Source organism: Streptomyces filamentosus (assembly GCF_014654895.1).
In the GTDB taxonomy this organism is placed as follows: domain Bacteria; phylum Actinomycetota; class Actinomycetes; order Streptomycetales; family Streptomycetaceae; genus Streptomyces; species Streptomyces filamentosus.
This window is the reverse complement of record NZ_BNBE01000002.1, coordinates 102,289-114,584: the sequence shown is the minus strand read 5'-3', so window position 1 is coordinate 114,584 and position 12,296 is coordinate 102,289. Positions and strand designations below refer to the sequence as shown.

Below are 12,296 nucleotides of genomic sequence, written 5' to 3'. Positions count from 1 at the left end.
TCTCGGACGGTGCGGGCCAGGGGGTCAGGGAGTGTGGGGGGCCGCGGGCACGTACCTGTCGGCGAGCGAGCGGCCGCGGCGGACCCGCAGGGTCAGGCCGGTGCCGTCGCTGTCCGGCTGGAGGGTGCGCTGCTCGCTCCAGCCGGAGAACCGGAACTCGCCGCCGGCGCCGGCCGGGACGAGGGCGAAGGTGCGGCCGGCGGTCGTCAGGGCGAGGACGCCGTCGGCGTCGCGGGTGACGCGGGCGGGGACGAGGCGGCCGTCCAGCGGGGCGGGGGCGTCGAAGTCCGCGAACCCGGAGGGCAGCAGCGTCTCGTACGGCAGGTCGGCGGGCCAGTCGGGAGGCGCGGCGGGGGTGTGGTGGTTGAGGAGGACTTCGCCGCGCGTGAGCAGCTCCTGCCAGGAGTCCGGGAACCAGGCCGCGAGGCCGGCGGTGAGCAGGGCGTCGATGACGACGTGGACGCGGGTCACCGTGGTGCTGGTGTTGCGCACCAGGTGCTCGCGGGAGAAGTCGCCGTACCACAGGGTGCCCGGCTGCCAGCGGTGTTCGGCGCCGTCCAGGACCAGTACGGCGCCCGGGTCCGTGATGACGGGGATGTGCAGGCGGACGATGCCCCGGTCCAGGCGGTACTTGGGGTCACGGTGCGGGTTCGAGACGGTGCCGGGTCCCAGCGCCATCAGCCGTACGGCGTTCAGCGGGGCCGGGAGGAAGTCCAGGATCTGCGTGAGGTAGGGCAGCTGGTCGAGCCAGCGGGTCGCCGCGAACGGCTGGGGGCCGGGGCCGCCCGGGTCGGTGCGCTCCGGGTCGCCGCCGAGGCTCCGCAGGGGCAGGACCCGCCAGTCGATCGCGGCGGGCATGCCTGTCTGCCCGCCGTAGGTGTGGGTGCGCTGGACGTTCCAGGTGTGGTGGGTGACGGCCGCGAGTTCGGTGGCCAGCAAGTCCGCGTCGAGGTCGAAGGAGGGGTGGAGCTGGGCGGCCTCTGCGGCCGTGGTGAGCGAGGTGGGCATGGGCGGGGCTCCCGGTCAGGAGGAGAAGGACACGGCGCCGGTGCCGACGTGCTGGCTGGCGTCGTAGGTGCCGGCGGGGACGCTCGCGAAGTGCGCGTCGAGCCGGTCGAACGCGTCCGCGTGGCCCTCGGCGGGGTCGTAGGCGAGGCAGAACACGAACTGCACCGGCTCGCCGGGGGCGAGGGGAATGGCGGGCATCGACACGATCACCCCGGTCCGGGAGACCGGGTCGTACGCCAGGCCCAGCTCGTCGAGCGCGGTCAGGAAGGCGGTGAAGGAGGGCACCGTCCAGGTGGGCGGGACGTGGTACTCGACCACCTGCCGGGCCGGGGCGGCGGTGACGTCGACGATGCCGTGGGCGATCGACTGGTAGATGTGCAGCGACCCGGAGACCTGGGCGTTGACCTCCGTGAACACCACGCTGCCGTCGGGCAGGATTAGGGCGTCCGCGCTCAGGTACCCGCGGTAGCCGAAGGACCGGTACGCCTCGGCCAGCCGCCGCCCGCCATCCAGCAGCGCGGCCCGGACCGGGCCGCTGACTCCGTCCAGCGGCACGACCTGATGGCTCAGGCGCCGCCCCACGTACAGCAGGCGGCCCGTCTCGGTGGCCCGGGTGCCGGCGTCGGAGGCGTAATGCTCGGAGTAGACCGCATCGGCGCCGGGCGCGAACTCCTCGATGACCACCGGCCACCGGTCTTCTCCGCTCGCCCACGGCCACCGGCCGGCCCAGTACGCGGCGATCCCGTCCGGGCCCGGGGCCAGGTGGTGCAGGTGGCGGGCCCCGACGTGGCCGACGGCCATCTCCGGGTCGCGCACGAGCAGCTGGTTGCCGACCCCGGCCCCGTTGTGGGCCTGCTTGACCACGACCGCCCCTGCCACGGAGGACTTCAGCAGCACGCCGGTCGCTTCGATCGCCTCGGCGCGGCTGCGGCAGACGCGGCCCGGCAGGATCGGCACCCCGGCCGCCGCCGCCAGGGCCCGGAAGTTCGCCTTGCTGTTCCCGATCTCCCCGCCGCCCTGGGAGAAGAAGGCCGCGCCCGGGAACAGGTCGGCCACGCCCAGGGCGTCGGCGAGCCGGGCCACGGCGGCCGACGGCCACAGCGCGAACACCTCGCTGACCGCGCCGGTCCCGGCCGGGCCGAGCGCGGCCCGCACCTGCTCCACGAACGCGGGCACCGTCAGGGAGGCGGGATCGAGCAGCTTGTCGCCCCACGCTCCGGCCGGGGCGGCCAGCATGGTCAGCTCCTCGCGCTTCACGCCCGTGCGGGCCAGGGCGTAGTCGACGAACGCCGGATCCGGCTCGCAGCACAGGATGAGCAGGTCCCCGGGGCGGGCGAACCAGAGCAGGCGCTGCGTCCAGGCCCGCATGTCGCCGCGCTCGCGGATGGACGGATCGATGTGGTTGCCGACGAGGATGCGCACAGCGGACTCCTTCAAGACGTGGGCGGGCGAACGGCGCAGGGTGCCGGGCCGGGGCCTGAGGTCAGGGCAGCAGGGCGGCGGGCAGGGTGTCGAAGGCCCGCATGGTCGCCGTACGGCGCCGTACGCCCTCGCCAGCGGCGGCCAGGCGGGCCGGGTGGTCGTTCAGGGCGGCGACCAGGGCGCGCAGCCCGGCCTGGGCGACGGTCGTCCCGATGCAGGCGTGCGGCCCCCACCCGTAGCCCAGGTGGCGGTTCGGGGTGCGGTCCAGTACCAGCTCGTCCGCCCGCTCGAAGGCGGCCGGGTCGCGGTTGGCCGCCGCGAACAGGGTGACGATCTTCTGCCCCGCTCGGATGTCGACGCCGCCGATCCGGCAGGAGCGCACCGCCGTGCGCGTGGTGCCCTGCACCGGCCCGTCGAAGCGCACCAGCTCGTCCACGCCCGTGACCAGCAGCGTCCGCTCCCGCATCCGCTCCAGGGCACCGGGGTGCGTGAGGAGGGTGTGGACGGCGTTGCCGACGGCGGCCGCCATCGTGCTGTAGCCGCCCTGGAACATCACCCGGGCCGTGTTCTTCACGTACAGCCGGGCCCGCGCGCCGGAGGTGTCCGCCGTGGCCTGCCGGACCCGGGCCAGCAGGCCGGGCCGGGCCGAGGCCGTGAACCAGGAGTCGACCAGGTCGCTCAGCTGCCGGCGGGCGAGACGGCCGGGCTCGACGAGCGCCGGCTCGAGGCCACCGTCCATGCTCCGCATGATCGCGTCCGACACCGCGGCGAACTCCCCGTGTGGCGGGGGCTCCACCCCCAGCAGATCAGCCACGGCCGCCACGGACAGGGGCACCGCGATCTCGGCCACCACATCGAACGTGCCGGCGCCGGCCAGCTGGTCGAGCCGCTCGTGCACCAGGAGGCGGGCGCGCTCCTCGATGGGGGTGAGGTCCTGGGCGCGCAGCGCGGTCATGAACAGCGAGCGCACCGCGTTCTGCTGGGGCGGGTCGAGCGTCTGCACGCTCAAGGACGGCTCGGGCACCTTGCCCCCGCTGCGGCGCGGGTCGCGGGCGAACGTCTCGTGGTCACGCAGCACCCGCATGCTGTCCGCGTACCGGGTCAGCGCCCACGAGCCCATGCCCTCGTGCCAGAACACCGGCTCGCGCTCGCGCTGTTCGGCAAGCACCGGGTAGGGGTCGCACAGAACCTCCGGGTCCAGGGGGTCATAGCGGTCGGTCACGGACGACATCGCGGGTCCTCTCAGAGCGGGAAGGGGCGGGCCCACCGCGGCAGGCCCACCCCCGGATGCCTCGGGCTCAGTGGTCGTACGACATGGCAGTCCCCTTCCTCGGCGTGGGGCGGCGGACGTCCGGCACGGCGGCGAAGGCCCTGTCCGGCCCTCGTCCGGCGGGCGGTGACGTGCAGCCCGCCGGGCGAGACAACAGCCGTGGAGAACGGGGGCGTCGCCGTGGCCCCGCCCGGCCGGACAAGCGCCGGGCGGAACACGACGAGTACAGCCCCCGGCCCGCCGCCGTGCCCAGACGCACGCTCTATCCCCGCCCTATCCCCGCTCTGCCCGAACCGCTCCCCAGGGGGACGCAGCGGGTGGTGCAATGGGCGGGTGGACGCCGAAATCCGCCACCCCCTCGCGTACGCCAGGAACGAGCGCGGATGGTCGCAGGAGGAACTGGCCCGCCGCATCCGGCGGGCCGCCGAACGCCGTGGTCTGCGCTCGGGCACCAAGGGATCACGGATCTACAAGTGGGAGACCGGCCGGGCCACTCCCGACGAAGACGAATCCCAGCCCCTCATCGCCGAGGTCTTCGGCATCGACTACGCGGCCGTCGCCCATCTCGGCTGGCCCCACTGGCTCCCGAGCCAGGACAGCCCGCTGCCGCTGGGCCCGCGCAACGCCGTCCCCTCCCTCCGAGAGGCCCTGATGACCTGCCTGGACCGCCGCTCCTTCGTCGCCTACACCAGCGGCTCCCTGGCGGCGCTCGCCCAACAGTGGGCCGTCACCGAGCCCAGCTGGCTCCCGCGCTTCACCGCGCGCGGTGAAGCCGACGCCGAGATGGTCACCTGGCTGGAGAACAGCGGCGCCGAGCTGATCCGCCTCGCCACCGAACGCCGGCAGCACACCCAGCGCCTGCTCGGCACGCACCTGGCCGCCGTCACCGACCTCATCGGCGAGAGCCGCTACACCCGCCCCGTCGAGCAGCGGCTACACACCCTGGCCGCAGCCCTCTCCCAGGCCATCGCCTGGCAGCACTTCGACGGACGCCGCCACGCCTCCGCCGGCCGCTTCTGGCACGCCGCACTCCACAACGCCCACGCCGCCGGCCAGCGCGACCTCGGCGCGGGCATCCTGTCCGATCTCGCGTACCAGCTGCTGTGGCTCCAGGACGCGCGCACCGCGGCTGACATGCTCGAACACGCCATCCCCCGCACCCGGCACCCCGCCGCCCGGTCTCTCCTGCACCTGCGCCAGGCCCGCGCCCTCGCCGCCCTCGGTGAGAACGGCCGGTGCCGCCGCGCGCTCACCGCCGCGGAGAAGGCCCTGGGCGCCCCGTCGTACGACCCCGCACCCGCTTGGTGCTCGTGGATATCGCCCGCCGACCTCGCCGCCGACGGCGGACGCTGCCTGGCCGATCTCGGCCAGCGGCGCCAAGCCCACCAGCTGATGGACGAAGGCATCGCCCTGCTGCCCACCACCCGCTCCAAGACCCGATCCGTATTCCTGACCTACCAGGCCGAGACCTACCTCCAAAGCGGCAAACCGGAGCTCGCCGCCGCGACCGCGACCCGATCACTGGAACTGGCCAGCCGGATCGACGCGCCCCGGTGCGTGACGATGGTGTGCGACCTTGAACCCGAGCTGTCCCGGTACGCACACACAGCCAGTGTCAGCGAACTTCTCGAACGCCTCCGCGCCGTCAGCTGAAGCCCGGTCACCGCCCACCCGGATAGACGCTGGGCAGGCCGGAGCGGCCTGGATTCCACAGTCGCAGGCGGAGCGGCAGAGGCCGACGGCTCCTACAGGTACCTGGATCTCGTGGGCGGAGACACACCGCTCGCGCATCGACCGCGTCCGCGCGACGGACGACCGCCGTCAGCGCGGGACCGGTCGCTGCTGGCGGGGCTTCCGCCGGGCCTTGGCCCTCGGCCGGCCCGAGAGAAGCTGCAATTCGAGGCTCAACTCGTCCACCGAGGAGGCAGTATGGACGGGGATGTGGTCCTGGTGCAGGGCTCTGGATGTTACGCCAGGGGGGCGTGTGATTACTGGGTTGGCTGTGGAGGCCGACGGGTTCGAGTTGGTTGTTGGCGGTGAGGGGCTCGGCTCCCGAAGGCTGCTCCAGGCCTCTGATGTCGCGTGGCTGATCGCTGTCGGGGGCCGGTATGTGGACACGGTCCGCGGCGGCTCCCAGCGGCCGGCACTGCTCGCGCTGGGGCGGGAGTTGTACCGGTGGCTGGACGGGGACCGGCACCTGTTGACGCAGTTACGGGATGAGGCCCCGTTGCCGCTGCTGTTCGAGGTTCGCGCGCCGAAGCGGCCGTCGGCTGTGGAGTGGGCTCTACTGCGGGCCCCCTTCGAACTTTTGGCCGATCCCGAGGGTGGGTTCCTGGCCGAGGAGGCCGAGCAGTTCGCGGTGGTGCGCAGGCTCGGCCGTCCGGGGCCGGCGAAGCCCCTGGACGACAGGCGGCTTGGGGTCGCGTTCATGGCCTCGGCGCCCCGAGGACAGAGCGAGCTGGACTTCGAGGCGGAGGAGCTGGCGGTCCTGGGGGCTGTCGGGGAGACGAGCCTTGACCTGGTCGTCGAGGACTCGGGCGACCCTGAGCAGCTGGGTCTGCGGCTGTCGGAACTGGGCGGGATGCCGGTGGTCCATCTGTCGTGCCATGGGCTGAACAACTGGCGCAAGGGCCCCGAGGCGCCCGCCACACCGGTCCTGCTGCTGGAAGACGACCTGGGGGACGGGCGTGCGACCAGCGCGAAGGAGCTGGTGGGCCTGCTGACGCCCCTGCCTCGGCTGGTGTTCGTGTCGGCTTGCCTGACGGCGACCGGCGCGGATGTGGCCGGGCACCTTCCCGCGGGCGCGGGGCGCCGCGGTGCCCCGGCCGCCGGGCCGGGGGCGGCGGTGGCGCACTCGCTGGCCACGGAGCTGGTGGCCGCCGGCATCCCCGCGGTCATCGGCTGGGACGGTTCGGTCGGCGACCGGGCCGCCACGCTCTTCGCCGAGCACCTGTACGTCCAGCTCAGCCGCCGGGTCGAGGTGGCCGCGGCTGTGGCCGCTGCCCGCCGCCGCCTGCTGGAGTGCCCCGACGAGCACGTGCGCGCCGACTGGCACCTGGCACGGCTGTGGCTGGGGCCCGCAGGCGGCGGCCCGCTCGTCGCGGGTACCGTCAAACGCCAGATGGTGCCCGCGCACCACGGGACCACGAGGTTCCTGGACCGCAAGCACCAGCTGCCGGTCGCCGCCGCGGGGATGTTCGTCGGCCGACGCCCGGAACTGCAGCAGGCGCTGCGCGCCCTGCGCGGCCGGCACAAGGGGGGCGTGCTGCTCCACGGGCAAGGCCGGCTGGGCAAGTCGAGCCTGGCCGCCCGGATCGCCGACCGCCTCCCGGACTGGGCCGTTGCGGTCGTGTTCGGCGACTACACCCAGGCGGCCTCCTCGACGCCGTCGAGGAGGCCGTCGCCCGGATTCCCGACGCCCGCAATCTCATCAAGGACAGGCGCGCCGACGTCCGCGAGCATCCGGACCTCTTCCGGGCGCTCATGGTCGACCTGCTGGCAGGGCCGTGCGCCCAGGCGGAGGGCGGGCGCAGGCCCCTCCTGCTGATCATCGACGACCTCGAACAGGTCCTGATCGACAACCCCGAAGGCCCGCACCGGGTCCATGCCGGGGCCGCCGGGATGCTTGCGGACGTCCTTGCCGCATTCGACCCGGCCGCCACCGACAGCCGGCTCCTGCTCACCAGCCGCTACACCTTCGGCCTCGACGGCCTGGAGAACCGCCTGGAAACGGTCCAGCTCCGACCGCTCCACGGGGCGGCCCGGCACAAGCTCCGCCGCCGTCAGCAGGAACTCGCCACCACCAAGAACCGGGTACTGGACACCGAACTGGCCCACCGGACCGAACTGGCCCGCCGCGCCATGGACGTCAGCCGCGGCAACCCCGGACTGCAGGACCTCATCGGCCTGCGCCTGGTCTTCGGCGAACAGGTCGATCTGGCCCGCGCCGAGGCCGCCATCACCGCGATGGAGGCATACCTGAGCCAGGGCGACCCGGCCCACAATCCCGACCTGGCCGCGTTCCTTGAGAACCTGGCCCTGGACACCCTCCTCCAGCAGGCCGGCCCCGCCCACTGCGACCTGCTGCGCGCCTGCACCCTGTTCACCCGCCCCGTCCCGCAACCCGTCGTCGACACCCTCGCCGAATCGGTCGGCGGATCGGCTTCCCGCCTGCGCGGTCTCGGCCTCCTGGACGCCTACCCGGACGACTACCACCGGCCCGTGGCCGCTGTGGCTGTCAACGCCCTGGTCACGGGACACCTGAACCCCCTCAGCCCCGACGAACGCGCCGCCCTGGCCGCCCTGGCCGTCGAACCGCTCCACACCCGATGGGGCGGACCCGCACCCCGATCCCCCCGCGAAGGCGACCTGGACCTGCAGCTGACCCGCCTCGCACTGGACGCCGACCACCCCGTCATCACCGCGGACTGCGCCGCACGGGCTGTGCAAACCCTGCGCAAGGGTCCGGCCTCCGCCGCCGCCGAACTCGGCGACCACGCCATCGCTCTTCTCGACCGCCACCACCACCCGGTCCCCCTCACCCTGCTGCGGGTTGTCGCCGACGCGGCCGACACCAGCGGCGACGGCGAGCGAGCCGACGCCCTCCTGCACCGCGCCGTCCAGCAGGTCGGGGCCAACCAGCAGCACACCGACCCCGCAGACCACGCGGCCATCCTCTACGACCACGCCAACCGCCTGATCACCCGCGGCGAGACCGGGCAGGCCGAGACCCTGCTCCACCAGGCCCAGCGGCTGTTCACCGACCTCGGCCAGACCCGCTCCGCCGCGATCGCCTGGAGTGGGATCGCGGACGTCCTGCAGCAGCGCGGAGAGGTCGAAGAGGCACTGCGCATCCGCCGCGAGGTCCAACTGCCGGCCTTCGAGCGGATCGGCGACACCCGCTCCGCCGCGATCACCTGGGGAAAGATCGCGGACGTCCTGCAGCAGCGCGGAGAGGTCGAAGAGGCACTGCGCATCCGCCGCGAGGTCCAACTGCCGGCCTTCGAGCGGATCGGCGACACCCGATCCGCCGCAGTCACCTGGAGTGGGATCGCGGACGTCCTGCAGCAGCGCGGAGAGGTCGAAGAGGCACTACGCATCCGCCGCGAGATCGAACTGGCGGCCTTCGAGCGGATCGGCGACACCCGATCCGTCGCGATCGCCTGGGGAAAGATCGCGGACGTCCTGGAGCTGCGCGGAGAGGTCGAGGAGGCGCTGCGTATCCGCCGCGAGATCGAACTGCCGGCCTACGAGCAGATTGGCGACACCCGATCCGCCGCAGTCACCTGGGGACAGATCGCGGACATCCTGCAGCAACGCGGAGAGACCGAGGAGGCGCTGCGCATCCGCCGCGAGGTCCAACTGCCGACCTACGAGCGGATCAGCGACACCCGATCCGTCGCGATCGCCTGGGGAAAGATCGCGGACGTCCTGCAGCAGCAGGGAGAGGTCGAAGAGGCACTACGCATCCGCCGCGAGATCGAACTGCCGACCTACGAGCAGATCGGCGACACCCGATCCGTCGCGATCGCCTGGGGAAAGATCGCGGACGTCCTGCAGCAGCGCGGAGAGGTCGAAGAGGCACTACGCATCCGCCGCGAGGTCCAACTGCCGGCCTTCGAGCGGATCGGCGACACCCGATCCGTCGCGATCGCCTGGGGAAAGATCGCGGACGTCCTGCAGCAGCAGGGAGAGGCCGAGGAGGCACTACGCATCCGCCGCGAGATCGAACTGCCGGCCTTCGAGCGGATCGGCGACACCCGCGCCGCCGCGATCACCTGGAGTGGGATCGCGGACGTCCTGGAGCTGCGCAGAGAGGCCGAGGAGGCGCTGCGTATCCGCCGCGAGATCGAACTGCCGACCTACGAGCGGATCGGCGACACCCGCGCCGCCGCGATCACCTGGAGTGGGATCGCGGACGTCCTGCAGCAGCAGGGAGAGGCCGAGGAGGCACTACGCATCCGCCGCGAGGTCCAACTGCCGGCCTTCGAGCGGATCGGCGACACCCGCTCCGCCGCAGTCACCTGGGGAAAGATCGCGGACGTCCTGCAGCAGCGCGGAGAGGTCGAGGAGGCGCTGCGCATCCGCCGCGAGATCGAACTGCCGACCTACGAGCAGATCGGCGACACCCGCGCCGCCGCGATCACCTGGAGTGGGATCGCGGACATCCTGCAGCAGCAGGGAGAGGTCGAGGAGGCGCTGCGCATCCGCCGCGAGATCGAACTGCCGACCTACGAGCAGATCGGCGACACCCGCGCCGCCGCGATCGCCTGGGGACAGATCGCGGACGTCCTGCAGCAGCGCGGAGAGGTCGAGGAGGCGCTGCGCATCCGCCGCGAGATCGAACTGCCGACCTACGAGCGGATCGGCGACACCCGATCCGTTGCGATCACCTGGAGTGGGATCGCGGACGTCCTGCAGCTGCGCGGAGAGGTCGAGGAGGCGCTGCGTATCCGCCGCGAGATCGAACTGCCGGCCTTCGAGCAGATCGGCGACACCCGATCCGTTGCGATCACCTGGGGAAAGATCGCGGACGTCCTGCAGCAGCGCGGAGAGGCCGAGGAGGCGCTGCGTATCCACCGCGAGGTCCAACTGCCGGCCTTCGAGCGGATCGGCGACACCCGATCCGTCGCGATCACCTGGGGAAAGATCGCGGACGTCCTGCAGCAGCGCGGAGAGGTCGAAGAGGCACTACGCATCCGCCGCGAGATCGAACTGCCGACCTACGAGCAGATCGGCGACACCCGATCCGCCGCGATCACCTGGGGACAGATCGCGGACGTCCTGCAGCAACGCGGAGAGGTCGAAGAGGCCGTTGAACTGCACCTGAAGCGCTTGGGGGTCAACGAGCAGCTCGGCGACATCGAGGGCATCGCAGCAGCCAGCTGGGATCTTGCCTAGATCCACCTGAGCCGTCAGGATCTTCAGGCAGCGGAGCCGAGGCTGGTCCGTTCATTCCAGCTTCTCTTGAAAATGCAACGGGCCGAAGGCATCGCGGTCGTCGGGATCTTCCTGGGGCAGGTCCTGCTGGCCAGAGGCGTCCACGCCCAGGCCCGACAGGTGCTCCGGGCGTGCCGGGCCGCTGCTTCCGTGATCGGTGCGGCAACCATCGTGGCTCGGGCCGACGAGCTCATGGAAACCATCGACGACGAAACCGAGGAATCATGATCATCGAGATTGCCGGCCCTGGAGCCGACGCCGCCCGAGAGAGCATCGCGGCGGTCACCGCCGACTGGGGCCACCCGGCCCACGCTCTTCCGCCAGCCACAGCGGTGACCCGCTCGGACACCAAGAGCGTCGACCCCGTGGCGGTGACGGCACTGTTCCTGTCCGTTCCCTCTGCCGTGCTCGCGGTCACAGACATCGCCGATCGTATCCGCAAGCGGCGCCGCGCAGGTGAACTCATCGAACGAGCCCGACAGCTCTCCACCGAGCAGACGACGGCACGGCTCGTGCGTGCGGACCACTCCGTCGACCTCGCCACCCTCACCCCCGACCAGCTCCTTGACCTCGTTGCCGACGAACCACAGGTGGACTGAACTCCGGAATCCCCCGGACCGCGGCCAGCCCCACAGCCTCCCCGCCGCCACGCGCAGAAGGGGACTCGTCGGACGGTCGCGCACCGGGCACGCAGGAGAAGATTCCGCGCCTGCCTGCAGCGTGTGCTGACGACATACCCGGGATGGTCCCTATGGGGTGACCGCGGCGGCCGTCCGGTATGACGGCAGGGCTTCTTGGCAGCTCAGTTGGTGTTCGGCCAACGAGCGGTCCAGGAGGTCCTGCTATCACATCTCTACGGCGCCCCGAAGACGGAGCCTTCAGCAGCACTCACGTGTGACTCCCTGGCGCACAGGTTCGGGAAAGCCGGCGACCGCGCGGTCCACGAGCGCCGCTACCCAACCGACATGGCAGCCCCAGGCCCGGCGGCATCCCCGACCTCCACCCGAGCGACGACACGACACCAGCGCCACGGGACCGCCAGCCCTATGCACGACCAGCTCAACAGCCGGGACACACAGGAGGTGAACCTCCTTCAGTTCAGTAGTCGAAGTCGATGTAGTCGATGGAGTTCAGCGCCACGTCGTAGAGGCCGGCTGCGCGCCTGCCGCCGTCCTGGAAATAGACCTCCTTCAGTCCGTCGGCGACGATCTGCCGCATGGCATGGTCGGCGGCGCCGGCCTGGTGGGCGTCGAACAGCTGCCGCGCGTAGGAGTTGGGGAGGTGGACCGTCAGGCGGCGGAAGCGGGGTTCGTCGGTGGAGCCGACCGCGGCGGTGTAGCCGATCTGGGCGCGCAGTTCCACGGTGATGCCGCCGCCGGCGGCGGCCTGGCGCCGGCGGCGCTGGCGGACACCGGGCTGCCAGCGGGCGCGGACGGCGGCGTCGATCTTGGCGGCGACGTCGGTGCGGGGGTTCTTGCGGGCGCCGCGCCGGTAGCGGTTGACGGAGTCGGCGGTGACGCCGATCTCGGCGGCGACGGCCTTGGCGCTGCCGAGCTGGCGCAGGAGGTAGCCGATCTGGCCTTTGAGGGTCTTGGGGGGCTCCTGGGTGAAGTGCTCGCGGCTCGCGCGCTCCAGGGCGTCTTCGATCTCTCCCATG

9 protein-coding genes are annotated in these 12,296 nt (G+C 72.2%); 5 read left to right on the top strand and 4 right to left on the bottom strand.

Translation table 11 applies throughout. The annotated features are described in order from the left end of the window. Window positions 1-24: 24 nt before the first annotated feature. The 3 genes from IE326_RS19470 to IE326_RS19460 form a co-directional block, all read right to left on the bottom strand. Window positions 25-1,008, bottom strand: a complete 984-nt coding sequence (locus tag IE326_RS19470) for an aspartyl/asparaginyl beta-hydroxylase domain-containing protein (RefSeq protein ID WP_190042385.1) — start codon at window positions 1,006-1,008, stop codon at window positions 25-27. Window positions 1,009-1,023: 15 nt separating this feature from the next. After that, entirely contained in the window at window positions 1,024-2,430 is a 1,407-nt protein-coding gene (locus IE326_RS19465) for a preATP grasp domain-containing protein (RefSeq protein WP_190042384.1), read from the bottom strand. Between the two features lie 61 nt (window positions 2,431-2,491). Next, window positions 2,492-3,661, bottom strand: coding sequence for a cytochrome P450 (locus IE326_RS19460; RefSeq protein WP_190042383.1), 1,170 nt, complete (start codon window positions 3,659-3,661; stop codon window positions 2,492-2,494). A 372-nt stretch (window positions 3,662-4,033) separates the two neighbouring features. Here IE326_RS19460 and IE326_RS19455 point away from each other — a divergent pair, with 372 nt between their 5' ends. The 5 genes from IE326_RS19455 to IE326_RS19435 all read left to right on the top strand — a co-directional run bounded on the left by IE326_RS19455 (window position 4,034) and on the right by IE326_RS19435 (window position 11,238). Next, entirely contained in the window at window positions 4,034-5,353 is a 1,320-nt protein-coding gene (locus tag IE326_RS19455; RefSeq protein WP_190042382.1) for a helix-turn-helix transcriptional regulator, read from the top strand. Between the two features lie 349 nt (window positions 5,354-5,702). Further along, entirely contained in the window at window positions 5,703-7,247 is a 1,545-nt protein-coding gene (locus IE326_RS19450) for a CHAT domain-containing protein (RefSeq protein ID WP_229915664.1), read from the top strand. Next, a complete protein-coding gene (locus tag IE326_RS19445) occupies window positions 7,184-10,600 on the top strand; it encodes a tetratricopeptide repeat protein (RefSeq protein ID WP_190042380.1) in 3,417 nt (1,138 codons plus the stop codon). The genes IE326_RS19450 and IE326_RS19445 overlap by 64 nt, the downstream gene beginning before the upstream one ends. 72 nt (window positions 10,601-10,672) lie before the next feature. Beyond that, complete coding sequence (locus tag IE326_RS19440; RefSeq protein ID WP_190042379.1) at window positions 10,673-10,867, top strand: hypothetical protein; 195 nt, start codon at window positions 10,673-10,675, stop codon at window positions 10,865-10,867. After that, window positions 10,864-11,238 carry a hypothetical protein gene (locus IE326_RS19435; RefSeq protein ID WP_190042378.1) on the top strand — a complete coding sequence of 125 codons (375 nt, stop codon included), beginning with the start codon at window positions 10,864-10,866 and terminating at the stop codon, window positions 11,236-11,238. The genes IE326_RS19440 and IE326_RS19435 overlap by 4 nt, the downstream gene beginning before the upstream one ends. A 499-nt stretch (window positions 11,239-11,737) precedes the next feature. On the opposite strand, the gene tpg is transcribed toward IE326_RS19435, so the two are convergent. Then, the gene (gene tpg / locus IE326_RS19430; protein ID WP_190042377.1) at window positions 11,738-12,295 is read right to left on the bottom strand and encodes a telomere-protecting terminal protein Tpg; all 558 of its coding nucleotides are present in this window, start codon (window positions 12,293-12,295) and stop codon (window positions 11,738-11,740) included. Window position 12,296: the final 1 nt, after the last annotated feature.

Coding starts and splice junctions, on each gene's coding strand:
- IE326_RS19470 (WP_190042385.1), bottom strand. CDS start 1,008: ATGCCCACCTCGCTCACCACGGCCGCAGAGGCCGCCCAGCTCCACCCC.
- IE326_RS19460 (WP_190042383.1), bottom strand. CDS start 3,661: ATGTCGTCCGTGACCGACCGCTATGACCCCCTGGACCCGGAGGTTCTG.
- IE326_RS19445 (WP_190042380.1), top strand. CDS start 7,184: ATGGTCGACCTGCTGGCAGGGCCGTGCGCCCAGGCGGAGGGCGGGCGC.
- IE326_RS19440 (WP_190042379.1), top strand. CDS start 10,673: ATGCAACGGGCCGAAGGCATCGCGGTCGTCGGGATCTTCCTGGGGCAG.
- IE326_RS19435 (WP_190042378.1), top strand. CDS start 10,864: ATGATCATCGAGATTGCCGGCCCTGGAGCCGACGCCGCCCGAGAGAGC.
- tpg (WP_190042377.1), bottom strand. CDS start 12,295: ATGGGAGAGATCGAAGACGCCCTGGAGCGCGCGAGCCGCGAGCACTTC.